Below are 22,728 nucleotides of genomic sequence, written 5' to 3' on the forward strand. Positions count from 1 at the left end.
GCTCTAATTAATCTAAAAGTGAACGAACATAATCAGCGATTTCTTGGTTTTGGCAATGCTCAAAGAAGCATTGTTGGAAACGTTCGCTGCCAACCGCTGTTTTCACTAGATCTTGGTCGATGGCTCTCAGAGAATCAATAAAGTTATCTTTTACCACCGCCGCTTTCACTTCATTCAAAATTGCTGCATTACGTTGCTGTGGTTCTGCACGCTCTAGTGGATACCCATTACCACGCTCGCCTGTGAACGCTTTTTCAAAGATATAACGAATGTTGAGTTCACCTGCCCAGCCAAAGCCTTTAGCAAAAGCGAGAGCGAGAGCATTACCGTTGTTAATTTGGTTAAACAAGAAAGCATCTGATGGCTCTAGGCAGTAACCACAAACCACCCCCGGATGCAGGTTCAGTGACATCAAAGCACCTTGGCCAGTGCCACATCCTGTCACAACAAAGTCAACAGCCTTTGAGTTAATCAGAATGCTCGCCATAATACCTAGATGAATATACGTTAAGTGGTGATCGTTCTCGTCTGTCATTCCTAGGTTGAAGACATCGTGACCAAAACCACCAGCAACTGACTCTAGTTCAGCTGATACCATAGCATTTTTGCCTGCTTGACTGTTTTCCATCATTAAAGCGATTTTCATTTATCTTCTCCTGCAAGATTGCTGCAAACTCAAAATTTAGAATAAAAAACTAATTAGCGTGCTAACCAACCACCGTCAACAGCAATGGTATAGCCATTAATGTAATCCGATGCTGATGATGCTAAGAACACACAAGGACCTGCGATATCTTGCGGTTTACCCCAACGTTCAGCCGGAATACGCTCAAGAATCGCTTGATTACGCTCAGCATCTTCACGCAGAGCTTGAGTATTGTTCGTTTCCATATAACCGGGGGCTATCGCATTCACGTTGATATTATCGCGCGCCCATTCGTTCGCCATCGCACGTGTCACGCCCATCACAGCACTTTTTGAAGCCGTATAGGAAGGAACTCGAATGCCACCTTGGAATGAGAGCATCGATGCAATGTTAATGATCTTTCCGCCAGTACCTTGAGCCTTAAATTGCTTTGCAACAGCCTGAGACATAAAGAACACCGTCTTGGTGTTCACGTTCATTACGTCATCCCAATCTTGCTCTGAGAACTCAATAGCATCTTGGCGGCGAATAATTCCTGCATTGTTCACGAGAATGTCGACTTGGCCAAACTCAGCCAAAGTGCGCTCTATAACCCCTGGAATGCACGCTTGCTCGAGAAGATCAGCACTCACGTTTAGGAACGAATGACCTGCTGCACTCATTTTCTCAATAGTCTCTTCAGGCTCTGTTCGGTTAACACCGACAACCTTACAACCTGCTTCCGCTAGGCCTAATGCAATACCTTGCCCAAGCCCCGTGTTACAGCCCGTCACTATCGCTACTTTACCTTCCAGACTGAATGACTCTAAGATCATGCTCGCTTCCTCAATTACATTGGATTCATTGCGTATCGTTATTACCAATAATTAAATCATACAATAAGATGTAAATACGAGAGCGACGTTGTAGAAGTTCGATCTTGCACCAAAATCAGTCGAACAAGTGAAACGGCACCACAAACTAAATGAATAGGGGAAAGTGATTTGAAGACGAGAAACCTATAACCCACTATGAACAATGAGTTCGAAGATCACCCAAACCAGATATTTTAGGGATTTGGCAACAATTCCATGATTTAAAAGAGTAAAAGGGTTATACATAATAATGTGTTATCTAAATTACTGAAATTATCATGACGCTCAAAGAGATCCTTAACATTCCCAATGTCCGCTACTTCTTGATGTTTAGAAGCAGCTACTTTGCGCGTTTTTACTACCCTATATTCACCCTACTTTATTTAGATTACGGGTTAACCCTGTCTCAATTCGCGATGCTCAATGTAGTTTGGGCGGCCACCATTGTGCTTGCTGAAGTACCGTCGGGTGCATTCGCCGATACCTTAGGCCGCAAGAAACTGGTGGTGCTGTCTTCGATTGTGATGTTTGTTGAGATCGCCATGATAGCGCTCGTACCAACCGGAAACCCAGACTTGGTGTTCATTGTTTTTCTGATTAACCGGATTCTCAGTGGCTTAGCGATGGCACTGGCCAGCGGTGCTGACGAGGCATTGGCTTACGACACCTTAAAAGAACAAGGCAATGAAGAGTTGTGGCCTCGAGTGCTGCAAATCCAGCTTCGTGTCGCCTCAACGGTCGGTATCTTTGTCACACTAATTGGTGCGGCGATGTACGACGTGAATTTTATGACGAACATCTTTCATTTCCTTGGACTAGCCGAACCAGAAAGCACCAAAGATCTGATGCGTATTCCTGTGTTCGCCACCCTATTTGTAGCGATGATCGCTATCTATGCCGCGATTAATATGCGCGAAGAGAAAAAGCTGATGCCAAGCGACCAAACCAAATTGGCAACCACCATCTCAAGTCTTAAATTGACGATCGATGCAGGTAAATGGGTATTCGCTACGCCTTACGTGCTGTTCATCTTGCTCTACTACAGCCTATTCGAACACACCTCACGCATGTTCCTAACCATGAACAGCCAATACTATCTGGCCATTGATATTCCAATTATCTACTTTGGTTTTATTGGTGCGGGTATCAGCTTGCTTAAGATTATATTGGCAGGACAAAGCCGAAGATTAGCAGAGAGTATGGAGGCTAAAACCTTCATTGTGGTTATGGGATTGGCAAGCATGGCGACTTATTACTGGATCAGTTTAGGTTGGTCGATTTACGGAGTCATTCCGGCACTAGTATTAATCTTTATCATCATGACGATGAACATTTTCATCAGCTACCACCTGAATAAAAAAACCGAATCACACAACAGAGCCACCGTTCTTAGTTTCAAAGGTTTGATGTTTAACCTCGGATACGGTCTGATCGGTATCTTGTACGCTTACTACTATAAGTTGGTGTCTCAGGGCTACACCGAACAAGAAATAGAACAGAACCTTGCCTTCTTGGCCTCACTGTCTTCTTTTTTCTATTACTTCACCTTACTGTTCGTTTTGATCAGCGCGCTGTTCTATTTCAAAAACAATAAACAGCCGATCTTCTGAAGAAAGCATCGAACTGTTGAAGATATCTCTACTGCCGAATAGAGAATAAAGGTGAGCCTGTGGCTATAAACAGATAATGACACTTCTTATCAAGTGATTTTTTGTTAGTATCACCACCAAATTACATAACACATGGACGCGTCATGTCTTTTAGTTGGATAGCCTTTACTCTCCTTGCTGCCTTTAGCCAATCTTGGCGCAATGCCTTTCAAAGTAAATTAAGTGGCACCATGAGCGTGGCTGGCGTAACGTTAGCGCGATTTATTTGGGCTAGCCCTATCGCCCTTATTTACCTCTGCGCCCTCTATCAATGGCAGCCCGTATCCGCACCGGATTTTTCGGGTGAGTTTGTTTTCTATATTGTTGCTGCCGCCATCATGCAGATCCTCGCGACCGGCTTAATGGTGATGCTGTTCAAGCTCGAAAACTATGCGATAGGCGCAGGCTTAGCCAAGTGTGAAGCCCCCGTATCTGCTGTGCTATCCGTATTGTTTTTTGGTACTGCTTTGACACTAACAGGTTGGGTCGGCGTACTTATTGGTACTTTAGGCGTGCTAATCATGAGTAGCGCTTCTGGCTGGCGAAGCTTGTCCCCGAAAGTGTTCTTATTAGGTATGGCGTGTAGCACCGCCTTTGCTTTAACGTCTCTTTGGGTACGGGAAGCAAGTTTGAGCATAGGGTTACCCTTCCCTCATAGCGCTGCTTGGGTACTGTTCCTCGTCATTTCCCTTCAGACAGTGATTATCTGTACGTATCTCTTTTTCAGAGAACGCGACACGCTGCGCCTGATATTCAAGAAGTCGAAACTAGTCATCATGACAAGCTTAGCGAGTGTTATCGGTTCTCTGGGTTGGTTTAGCGCGATGTCGCTTCAAGCCGTGCCGTACGTAAAGACACTCGGGCAAGTCGAAGTGATCTTCATGGTGTTGATATCCTATTTCTGGTTAGGGCAAAGCATCGCGCGCAAAGACATTCTTGCGCTCATCTTGCTTTCTATCGCAGCAGTATTGGTTATGTGGCAGTGACGAGCTCGTTAATATGACTAGGACAAATTGAAGTCATATTGCGACCGTTTGTTTTCGCTTGATATAACGCTTTGTCGGCTCGGCTAATAAACCCATTCCAACTCTCATGCGGGTGAAGCTGAGCGACACCGAAACTCGACGTCAGAAACATCTCATTCCCTTGTACGGCTGAGATCTCTGAAATAGATAATCGCAGCTTACAAGCAATAGCCTGTGCTTGTAGGAAATTAACATTGGGCAATAAAATCATTATCTCGTCTCCGCCAAAACGAAACGCACTGGCTGTTGGCGATGTTTTGATTGCACTTTGAACCATTTCAGCAAAAGACTTGATCACGAGATCACCCACAATGTGTCCGTGTTGGTCATTGATCGACTTAAAGTTATCAATATCCATCATAATGGCACTAACAGGTGCAGTCCCCGCCTGCTTCATGACGACTGAAACCATTTCATCTAAAGCTCTGCGGTTTCCAAGTGCCGTTAAAGGGTCGCTGTAAGACAGGTCATGAATAGACCTAAGCAACCTTGCATTAATCAACCAGAGCATTGTGAAGCTCATCGACACGATAAGAACAATACTCATTAAAAAGGCAAGTTGATGAATGAGTGCGGCTGCCATGAAATCCTGAAGCTCAGTTGAAAATAGCGTCACCAGTACTCGGAAAACCATAAACCCACCATATATCAAAAATGATAAGGCCATCATTCGAGTTGCTAGGGTCAAGTCATCACGTTGACCCTTTAACACCACAAAGGCAGTGCAAAGAGTAACAAAGGCCAAATATAAACTAATGAGAATAATTCGAGCTTTGATGGAAGGTTCATAGTACGTGAAGTGAATAAAACCTAGCAAAAGAGCCAACATCATCAGACTGCTGAGGTAGGTGCATTTTAGGGAATATTCTCGAAACAGGCACAAGCTATACAAAGCGAGATGAAAGCCAAGCGCAATGACCATGTTGGCGCCAATAACAGTGATCCAATCAGGGAGTTCCCCTCTTAGGCTCAACATCAACGGCCCACTTCCGATAACAAATATTGAAATCGAAAAAATTGAAAGCCCTTTAATGGACTGTTGGGTAAATTGGAACAGCAACAAGCCAATGCAGTAAATGAAAGAGAACAAAATAATAATAAAATTAAGTGTTCTCATATCCAGCGAAAAACCATCCATGATTTTCTATCTTCCATACGCAACCAAATTTCAACATGGTCAATAATCATGCAAACCACAAAAACATTCACCATATGAATCTTTTCATTTTATAAAAAAAGGGGGTAGATCACATATGCGGAGATTTTTGTCGCATGAGTCCATGATGTGGATAGGCATGTAACACTCGCCCTCAATATTGCTTCATAACATCACCGAATCTATAGGCTTCTTCACTCGTTACTTGGTTGAATGACAACTGTCTGGCATTATGCGCCCAAGAAATCTCTAGGGGCTGTTGACCTTAGTTATTATACAGCAAAGAATGAACGAAGGTAGCCAGTGGTAGAAAACAGCCAACAATTAAGTGACCGTTACGACGAACATGGTTACTTTGTTATCAGAAATTATTTCAATGAAGCTCAAATTGCATCGCTTAGAAAAGTCGTGCTGAAATTTCATGAATCATGGAAAGCAGACAACGAAGAATTCTATAAAGAAGAAGCATTTAACTCGTCTTTAATTACGGGAAGCGAGTATTTGCCTGCCGACGATAGAAGCGTGCTTTTCGACTTCATCAGCTCGAAACAAGTGATGGATGTGGTTGATGCGGTGATTCCGAACAAGCCGGCATTCATGAATACACAGCTGTTTTTCAACCCAGTAAACCCGCAGCAAAAAGACTTCTGGCATCGTGACTGTCAATACGACTACGACATTGATGACCAGATGAAAGTCATCATGGAAACCCAAGTATTGCATCTGCGAGTGCCCCTTTTTGATGAGCCCGGCATGGAACTTATCCCCGGCACGCACAAACGTTGGGATAACGAAGAAGAGTACAATGTTCGCCAAGAAGAAAACGGCAAAGTGAGCAGCGATGACATCTCTGGTGGTAAGCAGATACCGTTAGCCGCAGGTGACTTATTGGTGTTTTCAGCGGATATGATCCACCGAGGCCGATATGGCTTGGATCGTTTGGCTTTGGATATTTTGATCTTCGATTCGGCGGCAGACTATGTCGACTACGTTGATGACGACTGTTTACCGACGCCAGCTATGTTAAGCAATATTAGCGACCCAAGGTTGTTTATGAACACGCTACACTTAAAATCAATGCAGTACTCATAATCCATAAAGGTGCCCAAACTATGACTGACACTAAGCAAAATACCCGAATTAGCCAGTTCCGTTTCGGTCAGCCAAAAGAATCTCTCAAGTTAGAACATGTCGCTTTAGGGGTACTAGACAAAGATAAAGTTCGCGTACAAATTGAAGCGACTAACATCAACCCTAGTGATCTGTTGTCGATTTATGGTGTGGGCCAATACAAACATAGCCATCAGCCGCCGAGAGTACCGGGATTTGAAGCGGTAGGAAGGATTGTAGAATCCAGCAGTGCTGAGTTTATAGTGAATCAACGAGTGCTTGTGGCAACCAGTGGAACATGGCAGAACTATGTCGATGTATCACCAGATGATCTGTTCCAAATTCCTCAACATTTAGACAATGGCTACGCCTGTCAGTTGTACATTAATGCGCTAACCGCATGGGTGCTAACGACAGAAATAGCCAAGCTGACCCAAGAGGATGTGTTGATCATCAACGCGGGCAGTTCAGCCATCGGTAAGATCTTCTCCCAGTTATCAGCATCACTCGGCTTCAACATCATTGTCGTTACATCACAGCAGACACAATACCCTGCCACTTCCTGTTGGGTGATAGATGCGAACGCTGATCTAGTTTCTCAAATTAAGGCATTAGGCTTGCCTATGCCAACCGTTGCCTTTGATGCGATTGGCGGCTCACCCGGAACCGATCTTGTTCACACCCTTGGCAACAACGGGCGCTTTATCAACTATGGGACGCTGTCGTTGGATTTTTACGAGCCACGCTTCTTTGAGTACGCGAAAAACCAACACATCGATTTCAGCACCTTCTTCTTGCGTTATTGGGAGGAAGCAGAAGGTAAAGATGTTCGCCGTGATAAGTTCACGACCATGCTAGATCACTTCATCACAAACGACATTCAGCTCGACGTTGACCGCTATCTACCATTCGATGAAGTGCAAACCGCGATTGATCTCATTGAATCGAAAACCACACGCCTAGAGGGCAAGATCATCTTACTGCCACAGTAAGTGAGAGTTGGACGATATATACCTTGTTTATTTCAACAGGCAAGACGTTCAACAGCTTACAAGCGTGCTTGTTAATACACCATCGCTTAGGAAGTTTGATTAAAGAAATCGAAGATTGAAAAGATAGCGAAGAGTTGTGGTGCATTTCTCCATAACTTAAGTGGTTACGAGATGGTCATGAATCACATTTATTTGAAACATCAATTAGTTATATCATTAGAAATATGATACTGATCACCCATAAGATAACCTCGATTCTATATGGTAGCGTCATACTTAAAACCACGATGTGAACATACTTATGAAAAGACACATACTATCAAGCGCCATCCTACTCTCTCTAGCCTTTCCCACCTTTGCAGCTGATGGCGATATACACGATGTCACGATACTGGGTACTTCAGATATCCACGGTCATTTTATGGCGTGGGATTACGCGGCAGATAAACTCAACACTCGTGGTAGCTTGAGCCAAATCGCGACCAAAGTTGGTGAGATCCGCAAAGAGCAATCTAACATTATCCTTGTCGACGCTGGCGATACCATCCAAGGCAACTTCGTAGAAACCTTCAAAGACGAGCCCTTTGACCCAATGATGCTTGGCTTTAATCACATGAAATACGATGTGTGGGTTTTAGGTAACCACGAATTCGACTTTGGCCTCAAAACCCTCAACAGGGCCGTTACCCAATTTAAAGGGCAGTCTCTCGGTGGCAACATCAAGAACAAAAACGGAAACCCATTCCTGCCTGGTTACACCATCCTAGAACGCGGTAGCATTAAGATCGGCGTGATCGGAATGGATACCCCAATGACGGAGGTCTTTGCGCAAGGTACCAACCGTTTAGAAGGCGTCACTTTCACTAATCCAACCTTGGAAGTGAAGAAAATCGTCAAAGAGATTGATGATAAAGTGGATGCCATCATATTGGTTGCCCATATGGGAATTGAGAACGAGAATGACATTGCCGACACCGGTGTCACCGACATTGCCAATGCAAACCCAGAGCTTGATGCCATCGTCGCTGGCCACATGCACACTCGCATCGATAAAGCCGTTGTAAATGGCGTTATTATTACTGAACCCGACAAATATGGCCGCGCCCTATCTCGTATTGATCTTCAATTTGAAGAGCGCGATGGCACATTCACTCTCGTCAACAAAGACAGCTTCACCTATAAAATTAAAGGTATAGATTCTGATCAGAATATGGACGAGCTATACCAGCCTTATCACAAACAACTCCGAGAAATGGCGAACAGACCTGTCGCTCAGCTTACCGGCGTTGATTTAGTCCCTGAAAATGAAATCCGCGGTATCCCTCAAGTCCACGTTCAAGACACAGGCATCAGTGCGCTATACCAAGAAGCGAGCTTCTTCTATGCACCCAAAGCCAATGTCATTGCACTTCAAATAGACAACGACAATGCAGAGCTCGATGTTGGCCCAATCAAAGCCAAAGACATCGCGTACAACTACCAATACGCAGGTGGCGAAATCACTGTCTACCAGATGACAGGCAAAGAGTTAAGAACCTACATGGAATGGTCTGCGGGCTACTTCAACTCAGTGCAACCCGGTGATGTGACCTACAGCTTTAACCCTGAACGCAGAGCTTCAAAATACTCAACTAATGACTTCTTCGCGGGCGTGACTTATACCATCGACCTCACTCAGCCTGCAGGTACACGCATCACCAACCTCGCGTTTGCAGATGGCACACCGGTTACTGATCAAACAGAAATCCGTATTGGTATGAATAGCTATCGAATGGGTCATCTAACCAAGAAAGGCGGCGTGCTAGAAGGTGAATCATTCCCTGTACTCTTTGATACGGAAGCAGAGTATGGAGAAGAAGCAGGCACGATCCGTAATATGACAATCAAGTATCTTAAAGAAGAAAAGAACGGTCAGTATGAAGGTAAAACTCAGCAGCGATGGGCTCTTTCTGGTTTAGAGAGCCGCTACAATGAACAGCGAGAGATCGTAAAGTCTTTGATTAATGATGAAACCATATCAATCCCGACCAGTGACGATGGCCGCTACACAAACATCGCTTCTATCAACGTAAAAGAACTGATGTTCACATCTGACGAAGCCAAACAAGCAGCCATAACCACACGCGAAAAGAAACTGGCGCAGGCAACTGAGCAAGAGAGTAAGCAGATCAAACGCGAAATCACTCTGATCGAAGCACTCAATTAACCCCTGACCTCAAACCAATAACGACTTAACGACGCTTAGAGCGTGGTTAGGTCGTTTTTGTTCCCATTTTCCAACACCACATCTGTACTGAGTAAAACGGTTAATATTGGATGAATGATCTGCAAAGGCCAACTCATAGTTGGACAAAATCTTCTCAGCGAGTTTCCTAAATTAGTGATTATGAATCACTTCAAGTATTGCAAACCTCCAATCAAGTGGCCAAATTCACTCAGCCACTACAGTACCACTACACGGTTGCTATAACGCCAACTCGTAAAGGTGATAAACGTCTTCACTGGTCAACGTTCTTGGGTTGCCTCCCATACAAACATCATCCATGGCTTTTTGAACCCAACCATCAATATCCGCATGCTTAACCCCAAGATGAGCCAGCCCAGAAGGGATACCCACTTCACGAGACAACGTGCAAATCAGGTCCACCGCTAATAGGGCTGCATTAGTGTCGTCTAACTGAGACGTATCCCCACCCATCGCTTCAGCTACTTCCCTAAACGCACTTGGAACCGTTTGAGCATTGAATGCGCTCACCACAGGCAGCAAGATAGCATTACAAACGCCATGCGCTAGGTTGTGTGTTGCCGAAGGCTGATGTGACAACGCATGAACCGCGCCTAATCCGGCTGAGTTGAACGACATCCCCGCTAAAAATTGCGCATCAGCAAGTGCCGACCGAGCTTCTATGTTCGCTCCATCCTTTACTGCCATAGGCAGCCATTTGGCAATTAGCTTAACCGCCTCGAGTGCGGTCGGAAGTGTTAAACGATGGGCGCCAGGAGTCACAACCGACTCAATGGCATGGGTCAGCGCATCCATACCCGTTGCAGCGGTAACAGAGGCAGGCAAACCAACCATCAATGATGGGTCGTTAACCGCAACATCTGGAATCTGTTTGGTGTCGACGATCACCATCTTAACGAGATTCTTCTCATCGGTAATCACCGAATTGGACGTCATCTCCGCCGCTGTTCCCGCCGTTGTATTAATAGCAATAAAGAACGCACCGCTATTCTTAACCAGGCCGACCCCATTATAATCGGTGATTTCGCCTTCATTTGATGTGACAATACGAATCGCTTTCGCACAATCAATAGGGCTACCGCCACCAACCGCAATCAAACAATCGCACCCGCTCTGTTGGTAAAACTCAGCACCTTGATTAACCAAACTAACGGTCGGGTTAGGGGTGACCTTATCAAAGGTGACATAATCGAACCCTTTATCATCGAGTGCACAATAAAGAGAATCTAATATCCCCAATTCAATAAGGTTTTTATCTGTCACTATCATTGCTTTTTTTACGGGTCGACAGTCCAACACTGCAACAGATTCTGCCACCGCACCTACGCCGGATAATGATAGTTTTGGTAAATTTAATGCAAACACCATAGTCATTCCTTTACGGTAAGAGCCCGACGGATCGGGCCGATATCAATTACTTCTCAACTCGCAATCCATACGTCTTGAACTTATCGAGTACATGATCCATCTCTTGGTTTGGAAGCACTGGAACGTCTGGCTGAATCGCTGCACACTTGAGATAAAGCTCAGCCAATACCTCGGTTTCATGTGCTAACCACAATGCTTTCTTCAGATTTTCACCAACGGTGATCATGCCATGATGTTGAAGAAGAATAGATTTACTTTGACGAATGCCAGCATCTACATAATCAGCCAACTTAGGAGAGCCAAAGGTAGCATAAGGTACACAAGGTATTTCTGCCGCGCCCGATGCTGCAACCATATAGTGGATCGCCTGGATTGGACGATTGAGTATAGACACTGCTGTCGCGTTAATGGCGTGGTTGTGAACAACGGCATGGCAATCCTCTCTCGCTTGGTAGCAGGTTAGGTGGAAAGCCCATTCGCTTGATGGAATTTTGCCTTCCTCAAATTCTCCGGATTCGCTTACAAAAACGATCTTTTCCGGTGTCAGATTCTCATATTCAATACCCGTTGGAGTGATCAATAAACCACCTTCATAGCGCACCGAGACATTACCTGCGGTGCCTTGGTTTAATCCCAGCTTAGTCATCTCTAAGCATGTATCGATAATGTCTTGTGCTAGTTCATTTCTTGTTATTGTCATCGTATTACTTCCTTAAGCTGGCGTTACGCCTTTCTTTAAAATGATGTTTCCGTATTTAGCGGTTTCGCCCGTCAGTACAACTGCAAAGCATTTTTCGGCGCGGTCGTAAAAATCAAAACGATCCATGTGTTCTAATGCAGGCTTGTCTTTCGTGGTCTTTGTGATTGCCGCCATGTATTTCGATTCAACTGTTGGGTCGAGCTGGTCACCCTCTACTGCTTGCATCATGATCAGCGGGCTTTGGCAGTACACGTCGAGCTCAAATAGCGGTATTGTGCCCTCTAACAGCGTATCGATATTCACGCCATCGGCTCTTAGCACCACATGCGTTCCAAACGTCTCCGCAGGAAAATGGGCGTCGGCAAACAGAATTTCATCGCCATGCCCCATTCGACTTAATACGGCAAGCAGTTCTGGGCTTATTGCCGGATGGATTCCTTTAAGCATTGTGTATTTCCTCCAATAACTGGGCGTATTGTTCACGGCTCTCAGACGGGGTGATGACTTGGTAAGCAGGCTTCATATTTTCTTGGGCATGATTGGCATCAATAAATACCCCAGCCCCTGCAAAGGCATACATCGCTGCCCCCGTCACTGTGGCTTCAGGCTGTTCAACCACATGGATAGGGATGCCAACAACGTCAGCTCTTATTTGGTTCCACAGTCTATTTTTAGACCCACCACCCACCACCATTAAACACTCGGTATTTAAGCGACAAGTCGTGGAAAGATAGTGCAGACTGCTCTTGAGTTTGAAGGCCAGTCCTTCTAGAGCGGCGCGGTATATCTCACCCCTTGTGGCATTAATGGACAGGCCAGTAATCGCACCATTTCCTTTACCGTCACCACCAAGTAAAAAGGATGGATCGAACCTAACGCCATTTGCACCGATAGGGGCCGCTTCCCCTTCCGAAACCATCACCGCGTATTTACTGCTGCTCTCGGCAATATCCGTAAAGTAGGTGTTGGCGACCCATTCCATTACTGCACTAGAGAGCCATTGGATTGCTGGGTTAAACAAATCATTTTTAGCATCAAGCTCTGTTGTCATGCCCTCTTTGAGATAGTCAGGTTTTAACTGAGGACGTGGCGAACGAGCCATCAAGATCTCCCAAGTCCCTGAGCTTAAGAAAGACTGATTCTCTTTGGCACCAGAGCCGAACAAAGCAAACTGAGTGTCGTGACCTGCTGAAATCACTGGAACTCTGTTTGGAATGCCAAGCAGGAAGGCGACATCGTCTTTTAAACAACCCACTATTTCGCCCGCTTCAACCATGGGAGGAAAGTGCGCCTTCGTCAGCTCTAGGTACTGTAATACCCCTTCATTCCAGTCACCGCTGTCTAGGTCCGTCATCATCGACGTGCCAGCCATCGTTCGATCGGTTGTTAATTCGCCCGTCAGCTTTTGTGTCAACATCGACGAAATAAACACCCACTTATCCATATTGCTATAGACTTTTGGTTCGTTGTCTTTCAACCACTTAAGCTTGAATAAGGTATTGAACGAATAATCCCCGATGCCGTTGGTCAAATACAGTTCATCGCGGTCAATATCTTGCGAGATCTGGCTCATCACAGGCGCGGTACGAGCACATTTCCAAGAAATAATGGGATAGATCTGCTTTCCATCTTTATCGAAGGGCGCCCCGTCCACTCCAAAGGTAGTGACAGAAACGGCAACAATATCCGTCGAATTAATTTGAGCCGTTACCTGCTTTGAACACTCAACAAGCTTTTTCCAAATCTGTTGAAAATCCCAAACATGTTTAGTGCCATTCTGTAGCGTTTCATTAGCAATATAGTGCGACGCAACAATTTCACCTTGCTGGTTAATCGCAATAGAGCGGACGTTGGTGGCTCCGCAATCAAGAATAATAGCAATCGACATAACTCACCCCTTTAAGGCCTACCCCAAGTTGGGGCAGGCAAAATTAGTTACCTATTGAATTACTTATAGATAGGGCCGAAGTTCTGACAAGCGCGATAGTCCTGTCCCTCAACATCCTGACCAAATGCAGACCAAGTATGCGGACGAAAGATGTCTTGGCTATCCACGTTATGCATCGATACCGGAATACGCAGCATTGCAGCGAGAGAGATTAAATCGCCGCCAACGTGGCCTGAAGTGATAACACAGTGGTTAGCGCCCCAGTTTGCCATAACGTCATAAACCGATTTAAATGCGCCTTGGCCAGTCAAGCGAGGGACGAACCAGGTCGTTGGCCAAGTCGCGTTAGTGCGCTCATTTAGGGTATTATGAACATCTTCTGGCAGTTCGATAGAGTGCCCCTCAGCAATTTGCAGCACTGGACCAATACCCGAGATAATGTTGATTCGATGCATAGTAAATGGCATACCACCTTCAGTTAGGAACTGAGACGAGAAGCCGCCCCCACGGAAGTATTCTTCAATGGCTGGGCACCATTTCGTTGCATTTAGAGACGCTTCAACGTCGGCTTGTGTCAGTTCCCAGTGCGGTTTCATCGCCGGCTTACCATCAGCTGTTCTCGCTTTACCTGCCCCATCGAGCGCTGCTGAGCCAGAGTTAACCAGGTGCAAGAAACCGGAATCTGGGCGGGTCCCTGTCACACGCTCTACCGCATCTTCAGACCAGTAGGTACGAACATCATGGAAAACCTGAGCCTCACCCGTCAGTAGCTTACCAAACATCATATTTACGCCGTTCAACGCGTCGTTTTCTGTTGCCACACAGATTGGTTCACGAATGCCGTTCCAATCAAATGAGGAGTTCAAGATGGCCTCTGAAAAATCGCCATTGGGCAAATGATCTGTCCAATGACGCTGACCTTGGAAGCCAGCCAGAATAGCATTGTGTCCTAGCGATTCTTCACCAAAGCCTAGCTCTGCAAGTTTTGGGTTGCCTTGCATCAAATCGCGCATGATCATGGTCATCTTAATGACGGTATCCCAATCCTCTGCTTTACGCTCTTCGGTGAAAGGGGTGCCGTTATAATCTTTACCTTCTTTACACCAGTCTCGTACCCAAGCACGTGCCAGTTCAAACTCTTTCTTGTCATAGACTTCTCGATCCAAACGGCGTTTGATTTCTGTCATATCGACATATTCATTACGCATGCCCAGATACTTCTGGAAGAACTCAGGGTTAACCACAGAGCCCGCGATGCCCATAGATACAGAGCCCATCGAGAGATAAGATTTACCGCGCATTGACGCGACGGCTAAACCTGCACGGCAGAAGCGAAGAATCTTGTCCTGTACGTCACTTGGGATTGACTCGTCTCCTGCGTCTTGCACTTCTTTGCCGTAAATTGAGAATGCCGGTAAACCCACTTGTGAGTGGCCTGCCATCGCGGCGGCTAGGTATACTGCACCTGGACGCTCAGTACCATTGAAACCCCAGATGGCTTTTGGTGTATGCGGGTCCATATCAATGGTTTCTGTGCCATAACACCAACACGGTGTTACTGTCAGTACAAGGCCCACATTTTCACGTTTAAATTTGTCAGCCGTCGCAGCAGATTCTGCTACACCACCAATACAAGAGTCGGCAAGGACACACTCCACTTTCTCTCCGCTAGCATGGCGAATATTCTCTTGAATAAAATGAGCTGCGCGCTGAGCCATTCCCATAGTTTGATCTTCAAGAGATTCGCGTACACCCATTTGACGACCGTCGATGGTAGGACGAATACCGATTTTAACTAACTGTGACATCATTGATGTTCCTTATTATTTCTTTAATTCAGGGGGCAGGTTAATGCTGCCCCTGTGGATAATTCTTTACTTAACTTGGTAACCTTTTGCGCCGTAGTACACTAGGTAAACGAAGCCAATGAATGGGATAACAAATGCGGCACCAATGCCTGCTGCATCTGAGATTTGCCCCATGATGGCGGTTAGCAGTGCACCACCCAGGATTGCCATGATTAAGAAGCTTCCACCAAACTTTGAATCAGACCCTAAATCTCTCAGTGATAGCCCAAAAATAGTCGGGAACATCAGAGACATACATGCAGACACACCGACTAGTGCATAAGCTCCTGCTAACCCACCCACTACCATGATTACAGCGACTAAAATCGCAGCGATCGCAGCCAAAGCAGCAAGTAGTTTTTGTGGTTCAATGTGTTTCATCAGCGCGACACAAACCCAGCGCATGACAGAGAAAATCACAATAGATGTCAGTAGGTATGTTGATGCATCTGCTTCTGTACCGCCGACTTCTTGCATCACGTAACGAATAGTCCATGACCAACAACCAATTTGCGCACCGACATAGAAAAACTGAGCTAACACGCCTTTGGTGAAGTGGCTTCGCTTGACAATACGGCGGTACGCCTGACCAAATGTAGACTCACCGGTAGTACTTGTGTCCTTTGCGGCCGGCATCTTAGTTTTAAGAATCAATAGCCAAATTAAAGCAATAACAACTGCTACGCCCATATAGGGCATCATTACTGCGTACAGTTCGTCAGATTGAATTTTCGCTAGTTCGTCAGCAGCCATGGCCGCACGTTCACTATCCGTTGCAGGGTTTAGTTGCGATAAGATGTAAAATTTGCCAATTAACACCCCAGTGATCGAACCAATAGGGTTACAAGCTTGAGCAATATTTAGACGTCGAGTTGCGGTTTCTTCAGGACCCATCGCTAATATGTATGGGTTGGCACTTGTTTCTAGAATGGAGAGACCGCCAGCTAGAACAAATAATGCCAGCAAGAAAGGTAAATATTCCATTGCTTGCGCGGCGGGATAAAATAGCAGTGCGCCGGTTGCAAACAATCCAAGGCCCAAAAGCACTCCGGCTTTATAACTGTATCGCTGTATGAAAAGCGCAGCGGGAAGAGCCAAACAAAAATAAGCGCCATAGAAAGCCGTTTGTACCAAACCGGATTGCATATCGGTTAAAGTAAATACTTTTCGAAACTGTGCAATAAGTACATCAGTCATGTTATTTGCCAAACCCCACATGGCAAAACAACAACATAGTAGCCAAAAAGCAAATTTAATTTCCTTTGGTATTACCTCTACTTTATTATTCCTCTGTGTTTCAGACGAACTTATATTGAGAGTATCATTCATAAGATATCCTTATTTATTAATTAAATTATTTATTTTTATTTTAAAGTTTATTTTGTTTCACGTTATTACAAATCAGTTATTACTACATCTACCGATTCGTTATCACATATTTTAAGAAGACTTCTTTTTTTGTATTTAGATTTATCGGCAATTAGAATAACTTGATCAGATATATCGATAAAACTTCTTTTTATTTGATAGTTATATTCATTTGAATCCCAAACTCCTGAGTCATAATCAAACCCAACGCAGGAAAAGAAGCAGACGTCCAAAGACATATTAGCCAGTGTCTCCACTGCTAGTGGACCATAGAAACTACTGTACTTATCGGAATAACTGCCACCAGTACAAATTACATTAATATTACTTTTACCTTCAAGGGCAATAACATTCTGAAGAGAATTGGTAATAATAGTGCAACTGATATTTGGAATCTCTCGAGCGAGACACCAACTTGATGAACTTGCGTCTAAACCTATTACCATTTCTTCTTTAATATAATCTAACGCTTTGCTTACCAGTAATTCCTTTTCTTCTATATAGTCCTTAGAACGCGCATGAAAAGAAAGACCTTCATCAATTTCTTGAACACTAATAGCCCCACCATGAACTCTTTTAAGTGCGCCCGATTCATCAAGCTTTTTTAAATCTCGACGAATGGTTTCCACAGAAACATTAAAGGCTTCTGCTATTTCTTCGACGGTTGCACTTCTTTGATCATTTATTAGTTCAACAATTTGTAGGCTTCTCATAATGGTCTCCCGCTTGCTTGATTATTAATTTACCAATGAAAAAATGGCAAAACTGTGACGAAATCGCCATCAAGCCCGTTATTGACCGATTTGTGACTGATATTGTGGACTATTAAACACAAATGCCCGAAACTTATAAAAACAGTCATTCATTAATAAGGAATTATAATTGTTAGAACAGCTTGTAATCACCACTTACATAGATTGAATGATATTGCGAATACTTGCCTATTTAGACCAAAGCGTATAACTCAGGAGAGGGGAGGACACGAAATGTCTGCACAGAGACAGTAATAAGAATCCACCAAGTAAACATGAAACAATGATTAGTTGAACTTGGCTAACTAAAGTGGGTAAAAACAAGAGAATTAATACTCTAAGAAACTTGGGGGCATTAACAAGTTAGAGAAACAGCACTATCCCCCTCCCCCAACACACTTTCATAAAGAAAACCTTTAACACGTTAAACCATGATTTATTGCACTTAAACGTGGTCACGAACCGTCTGACGATAAATTCGAAAGCCTCTGAGGTGACTCTAAGCTCCCACAAACACCTGTATTCCTCCTCACACTGATCTATTTCTCTCTTTTCGCAGTACAAGTTATTAATTATTCGATATAAATCGCTTTCTTTTTCAAATTGTTGTCTACAGTTTTATAGAGCTTGTCGCTTCAGTAATTGCCACAAGTAACGACACCTTTTGATGGTAGGTTTTGTTTATAAGGAAAGGAAATGGAAAGCCCAATTGTCACACTCACACATGCCAGCAAAAGCTTTGTTGATGGTAAAGACACTCATAGCGTGTTGGAAAATGTCGACTTCGCTTTGGCAACAGGGGCAAGCGTGGCTTTGACAGGGGCGAGTGGTAGCGGGAAAAGTACTCTGCTGAACATCATTGCGGGGTTTGAACCTCTATCTGGTGGTGAGTTGTGGCTCGATGGCGAGAACTCATTAGATTGGAAAGATCCACAGTGGAGCCGATTCCGCCATCAAAATTTGGGCGTTGTCTTTCAACAGTTCAACTTGTTAACCCCACTCAACGTAAAACAGAACATCGCCTTCCCTCTCCATTTAAATCAACAAAAATGGGGCGACTGGTGCGATTACTTAGTGGAAGCGTTAGGCATCAGTGAATTGCTCGATAGGCATGTATCTGCACTCTCTGGCGGTCAACAACAACGAGTCGCAATAGCGCGTGCGCTAGCCCATAAACCCAAACTATTGCTTGCCGACGAACCCACAGGCAACCTCGACCACAAAGCAGGGTTAGAGGTTATGAAACTGCTGAGTGAAATCACTACACAAGGCAACACTGCCGTGCTTTTGGTTACGCACAGCCCGGAATGTGCCAGCTTTATGCAGACAAAATTGGTGTTAGATGATGGTTGTTTAAAGAACGTAGATCGAACCAAAACCAAAGAGCAGCAACTTTGTGAGTAATCCAATGAAGCAAACTGGCTTCGTTCAGAACCAGCTCACCCATACCAAACTGACTCTGAACCTATTCGCGGCACACTATCGTCAATCACCATTGCAAGCCGCAGCGATTCTGATAGGCATTGTGTTAGCGGTCACCTTGTTTGTCGCAGTGCAAGCCATCAACCTCAATGCCAAGCGCAGTTATGCAGAATCGACCGAGCAACTTAGCGCCCAAGCGCAGAACCTTATCATTCCACCAGCAGGGCAAAACTATTTGTCGGAATCGCTCTACTTCAGCTTAAGACAAAGCGGATTAAGCGCAGCACTGCCTGTTATAGAAGGGCGAGTAAGAGACGAGCAAGGTCGACGTTGGTCAGTTCAAGGCAGTGAGTTGATCGCCGCCCTCACTTCAAGATCTCGTCACGCTCGCGTCGACGAACAAAGCAACACTCAAACCAAAGAACCAAACATTTCCCTGTTCGACAACGCCTTACCTTTGCCGCAACTCTTAGCGGGTGAACCCATTGTGATGATGAGCCAATCTCAGCACCAGAGTTTGGACGAAGTAGACACACTCACTTTGGATGAAGTGCTCACCAAAGTCGTGGTATTGCCAGATGAATGGCAGCTCGGTAGCCGAATGTTGATGGATATTGGGTTCGCTCAGCAACTGCTTAACAAGCAAGGGCAACTGAGCTACATCGCTATTTTTGACACTAAGAGCGACACGAACAGCAATACTCAGGATAAATGGCAAAGCCTTATCGGCAAACAGGGGCAATGGATTTCCAACAACCAAAGCACGGATCTCGGTTCAATTACCGATAGCTTTCACCTCAACCTCACCGCCATGAGTTTGTTGGCGTTTTTGGTTGGCCTGTTCATCGCTTACAATGGCGTGAAGTACAGTTTGCTGAAACGTAATCGGCTGTTGGTGCAAATTCAACAAGCTGGGATTGCGCCAAGCATCGTATTTTCAGCTCTGCTAGTCGAGCTGGTTCTTTTAGTCACAATGGGCGCGTCGCTTGGTTTCATTCTCGGCATTCAACTCAGCCATTGGCTACACCCAACCGTCGCGATAACGCTTGAGCAACTTTATGGTGCAACACTGCTTCCCGGCACATGGCAGTGGCAATGGTTAGTGCAGGCACTGCTACTCACGCTGGCCGCAACGCTTGTCGCGTGTTGGCAGCACTTTAAACAGCGAGTGCGACAACCCCTCTCTTCCCATGGCGGTTTCTATCAAGCGCCGGAAACGTCTAACGAAAATCAGCTGTTTGTTATCGGGTCAGTATTAACCATTGTCGCGTTAGCAGGGTTATGGCTGAGCGAACATCATCGCTTCACCATAGCATGGCTCGGAGTGTTAGTGGTGTCGATTCCTTTGTATTTGCCCAAAACACTCAGCGTGCTAGCGAACTGGAGCGAAAAACGTACCCAATCGGGGTTGATACAATATCTGTTCGCTGAGCTGCGTGAACTTATCTCCCCTCTCTCCCTTGCCATGATGGCGTTGCTTCTCGCCGTCACCGCTAACATGGGAATGAATACCTTAGTCGGCAGCTTTGAATCCACCTTGAAACAATGGCTAGAACAGCGATTACACGCAGACATTTACGTTAGCCCTGCCCAAGGTGAAATCGCGAATGTGGAACGTGCGTTAGAGCAGTTTGAAAATGTTGAAACCGTTTATAAGCAATATTATGTCGACGATAACTTGCAGGGCTTACCGACTTTGCTCGGCACCAAAGACAAAGACACACTTGAGCAAACCATGGTATTCCAATCCCACCTTGATGATTTCTGGACTCGCTTTTACCAAGGTGAGTTCGTGGCAATCAGCGAACCTACGGCGGTGAAGCTCGGCTTGCCCGTTGGAAGCCAACTCAAGCTCGACGCGATCCAAGACAAAACACTCATCGTCGGGGCGATTTTCCACGATTACGGCTCACCGAATGGCGAAGTGTTGCTTGCACCTAATTTATGGCTCGAAAGTGGATTTACTGACTTGCCCACCAGCTTGGGAATCAAAGTTTCTGGCGACCCACAAGTGGTGTACGAACAGCTACGCCAGCAACTCAATCTGCACCCAAGTCAGCTTTACGATCAAGCACAGATCAAATCGATCGCTTTAGATATCTTCTCACAAACCTTTGCCATCACTCGGGCGCTTAATGGCGTCACTTTAATGGTGGCGGTGATAGGGTTGTTCTGCGCCTGTTTCATGTTGCTCGATGCACGCAAAGCCGCTATTGCAAGGTTGTACGCGCTCGGTGTTAGTCAGCGAAAATTGATGGCGATGGTGGTCGGGCAAATCGTAGTTCTGGTCGCCTTCACTCTGGTTATCGCTTTACCACTCGGCGCTATGGTCGGTTATGTGTTGACGGACATCGTTACCCTGCGCGCCTTTGGTTGGAGTTTAAATTATATGTGGAATTGGAGTGATGCACTCAGCATCGCAGCCATCACCATTTTAGTGGCGGTGATTGCGACCTTGATTCCACTGTGGCGTTTGGTCAGTAAACCCGTGGTATCCAGTTTGCAAAGCGAGGTGTTGTGATGAATCGAGCAATAAGCGTTTTTGTTCTCACGCTTACCCCCTTATTCTTTTTAGGATGCGAGGAGTCCACACAACCATCAGCTCAAAATATGGGTTCGATACTCGGTACTGGAGCACAAACCGAGAATGAAGTACAAAAAGAGACTGAGCAATTCACCCCGGTAGTAAAAGGTATCGACATCACCTTCCCTGCCGACCATCAAGCACACCCTAATTTTCGTCATGAATGGTGGTATTTAACCGCAAACTTGATTGATGAAGAAGGCAATGCGTTAGGCGTGCAATGGACACAATTCCGCTTCGCCTCTGCACCACAGGACAGTGGCAATGGTAATAAGAAAACCGCGTGGCAAAGTCAGCAGATCTACATGGCACATAGTGCCGTCACGACCGGAGACAAACACTACGCCGATGAAAAGTGGTCACGTAACCAAGCAGAACTGGCAGGAGTAAGCGCTTCACCATTTCGTGTCTATCTTGATGACTGGCAATGGACGTCGACGACCGATGACCTGTTCCCAGCTACATTGGTCGCTAACTCGGGTCAATTTGGATACTCGCTTAAGTTAACCAACAACGCGCCTTATCAAAAGCAAGGCGAACAAGGCTACAGCACTAAAAGTAGCGATGGCAAAGTGGCTTCCTATTACTACAGCCAACCATTCATCGATGTATCGGGCGAAGTAACCATTGATGGCATCACGCATCAGGTGTCTGGTAAAGGTTGGATAGACAGAGAGTGGAGCTCTCAGTTTTTACTCGACTCACAACAAGGTTGGGATTGGTTTGCGCTGAGGCTGAGTGATGAAACCAGCTTGGTGGTATTTCAACTTCGAAACTCAACAACAGGCAAAGCCAATTATTCCCATGCAAGGTTGATGAATCAAGATGGCTCCGGCATCACGATTAAGCAGCAAGACATCAGCTTAACCGCCATCAAGCAAACTAAAATCGACGGGCGTGACTACCCAACAGAGTGGCAAGTTTCGATTCCAAGCCAGCAAATAGAACTGACCGTCTCGGCGCTCAATCCAGAAGCAAAAATGCCGCTGTCGGTTCCTTATTGGGAGGGGCCAATCATGATTAAAGGTTCTCATTCCGGATCTGGCTATATGGAGTTGACTGGGTATTAAGTCGTGTATTAATAAAGGTGGAATCTGACAACAAATACATCGCGATAACCAT

At 45.4% G+C, this 22,728-nt stretch carries 18 protein-coding genes; 8 read left to right on the top strand and 10 right to left on the bottom strand.

Annotation, left to right across the window (positions count from 1 at the left end):
- Positions 1–7: 7 nt before the first annotated feature.
- Together AB4249_RS15965 and kduD are read right to left on the bottom strand one after the other, a co-directional pair.
- Positions 8–646, bottom strand: coding sequence for an RpiB/LacA/LacB family sugar-phosphate isomerase (locus AB4249_RS15965; protein WP_017067927.1), 639 nt, complete (start codon positions 644–646; stop codon positions 8–10).
- A gap of 53 nt (positions 647–699) precedes the next feature.
- Positions 700–1,461, bottom strand: coding sequence for a 2-dehydro-3-deoxy-D-gluconate 5-dehydrogenase KduD (gene kduD / locus AB4249_RS15970; protein WP_017067926.1), 762 nt, complete (start codon positions 1,459–1,461; stop codon positions 700–702).
- A 317-nt stretch (positions 1,462–1,778) separates the two neighbouring features.
- On the opposite strand from kduD, the gene AB4249_RS15975 reads away from it, so the two are divergent.
- Together AB4249_RS15975 and AB4249_RS15980 are read left to right on the top strand one after the other, a co-directional pair.
- Positions 1,779–3,110 carry an MFS transporter gene (locus AB4249_RS15975; protein WP_372103902.1) on the top strand — a complete coding sequence of 444 codons (1,332 nt, stop codon included), beginning with the start codon at positions 1,779–1,781 and terminating at the stop codon, positions 3,108–3,110.
- 143 nt (positions 3,111–3,253) lie between these two features.
- The gene (locus AB4249_RS15980) at positions 3,254–4,135 is read left to right on the top strand and encodes a multidrug transporter (protein WP_372099890.1); all 882 of its coding nucleotides are present in this window, start codon (positions 3,254–3,256) and stop codon (positions 4,133–4,135) included.
- On the opposite strand, the gene AB4249_RS15985 is transcribed toward AB4249_RS15980, so the two are convergent.
- The gene (locus AB4249_RS15985; RefSeq protein ID WP_017064270.1) at positions 4,122–5,312 is read right to left on the bottom strand and encodes a GGDEF domain-containing protein; all 1,191 of its coding nucleotides are present in this window, start codon (positions 5,310–5,312) and stop codon (positions 4,122–4,124) included. The genes AB4249_RS15980 and AB4249_RS15985 overlap by 14 nt on opposite strands.
- Before the next feature lie 321 nt (positions 5,313–5,633).
- Between AB4249_RS15985 and AB4249_RS15990 the strand changes: the two genes are divergently transcribed.
- The 3 genes from AB4249_RS15990 to AB4249_RS16000 all read left to right on the top strand — a co-directional run bounded on the left by AB4249_RS15990 (position 5,634) and on the right by AB4249_RS16000 (position 9,638).
- Positions 5,634–6,422: a phytanoyl-CoA dioxygenase family protein gene (locus AB4249_RS15990; RefSeq protein WP_017059991.1), complete on the top strand. Its 789-nt coding sequence runs from the start codon at positions 5,634–5,636 to the stop codon at positions 6,420–6,422.
- A gap of 20 nt (positions 6,423–6,442) precedes the next feature.
- The gene (locus AB4249_RS15995) at positions 6,443–7,432 is read left to right on the top strand and encodes a zinc-dependent alcohol dehydrogenase family protein (protein WP_017059992.1); all 990 of its coding nucleotides are present in this window, start codon (positions 6,443–6,445) and stop codon (positions 7,430–7,432) included.
- A gap of 301 nt (positions 7,433–7,733) precedes the next feature.
- Positions 7,734–9,638: a bifunctional UDP-sugar hydrolase/5'-nucleotidase gene (locus AB4249_RS16000; RefSeq protein ID WP_372103905.1), complete on the top strand. Its 1,905-nt coding sequence runs from the start codon at positions 7,734–7,736 to the stop codon at positions 9,636–9,638.
- A 258-nt stretch (positions 9,639–9,896) separates the two neighbouring features.
- Here the strand turns inward: AB4249_RS16000 and AB4249_RS16005 are convergent, their stop codons facing one another.
- From AB4249_RS16005 to AB4249_RS16035, 7 genes are all read right to left on the bottom strand, one after another.
- Entirely contained in the window at positions 9,897–11,045 is a 1,149-nt protein-coding gene (locus AB4249_RS16005; RefSeq protein ID WP_121602281.1) for an iron-containing alcohol dehydrogenase, read from the bottom strand.
- A gap of 46 nt (positions 11,046–11,091) precedes the next feature.
- The gene (locus AB4249_RS16010; protein WP_029236427.1) at positions 11,092–11,739 is read right to left on the bottom strand and encodes an L-fuculose-phosphate aldolase; all 648 of its coding nucleotides are present in this window, start codon (positions 11,737–11,739) and stop codon (positions 11,092–11,094) included.
- 18 nt (positions 11,740–11,757) lie between these two features.
- A complete protein-coding gene (fucU, locus tag AB4249_RS16015; RefSeq protein ID WP_372103907.1) occupies positions 11,758–12,192 on the bottom strand; it encodes an L-fucose mutarotase in 435 nt (144 codons plus the stop codon).
- Positions 12,185–13,633 carry an L-fuculokinase gene (fucK, locus tag AB4249_RS16020; protein ID WP_017059997.1) on the bottom strand — a complete coding sequence of 483 codons (1,449 nt, stop codon included), beginning with the start codon at positions 13,631–13,633 and terminating at the stop codon, positions 12,185–12,187. The genes fucU and fucK overlap by 8 nt, the downstream gene beginning before the upstream one ends.
- A gap of 59 nt (positions 13,634–13,692) precedes the next feature.
- Positions 13,693–15,441 (bottom strand): L-fucose isomerase, encoded by a 1,749-nt coding sequence (locus tag AB4249_RS16025; protein WP_029236428.1) that lies wholly within the window; start codon positions 15,439–15,441, stop codon positions 13,693–13,695.
- Between the two features lie 66 nt (positions 15,442–15,507).
- A complete protein-coding gene (fucP, locus tag AB4249_RS16030) occupies positions 15,508–16,677 on the bottom strand; it encodes an L-fucose:H+ symporter permease (RefSeq protein ID WP_372103910.1) in 1,170 nt (389 codons plus the stop codon).
- Between the two features lie 197 nt (positions 16,678–16,874).
- Positions 16,875–17,561, bottom strand: coding sequence for a DeoR/GlpR family DNA-binding transcription regulator (locus AB4249_RS16035; RefSeq protein WP_102332710.1), 687 nt, complete (start codon positions 17,559–17,561; stop codon positions 16,875–16,877).
- Positions 17,562–18,296: 735 nt separating this feature from the next.
- On the opposite strand from AB4249_RS16035, the gene AB4249_RS16040 reads away from it, so the two are divergent.
- Genes AB4249_RS16040 through AB4249_RS16050 form a run of 3 tightly spaced genes read left to right on the top strand, consistent with a single transcriptional unit; the run spans position 18,297 to position 22,676 of the window.
- On the top strand, positions 18,297–19,004 hold the full coding sequence (locus AB4249_RS16040) for an ABC transporter ATP-binding protein (RefSeq protein ID WP_108192246.1): 708 nt from the start codon (positions 18,297–18,299) through the stop codon (positions 19,002–19,004).
- A gap of 4 nt (positions 19,005–19,008) precedes the next feature.
- Complete coding sequence (locus AB4249_RS16045; RefSeq protein WP_372103978.1) at positions 19,009–21,543, top strand: ABC transporter permease; 2,535 nt, start codon at positions 19,009–19,011, stop codon at positions 21,541–21,543.
- Positions 21,543–22,676 carry a lipocalin-like domain-containing protein gene (locus AB4249_RS16050; RefSeq protein WP_372103913.1) on the top strand — a complete coding sequence of 378 codons (1,134 nt, stop codon included), beginning with the start codon at positions 21,543–21,545 and terminating at the stop codon, positions 22,674–22,676. Before AB4249_RS16045 ends, AB4249_RS16050 begins: the two co-directional genes overlap by 1 nt.
- Positions 22,677–22,728 lie beyond the last annotated feature (52 nt).

It is taken from the genome of Vibrio sp. 10N.261.55.F4, from assembly GCF_041470465.1.
In the GTDB taxonomy this organism is placed as follows: Bacteria; Pseudomonadota; Gammaproteobacteria; order Enterobacterales; family Vibrionaceae; genus Vibrio; species Vibrio crassostreae_C.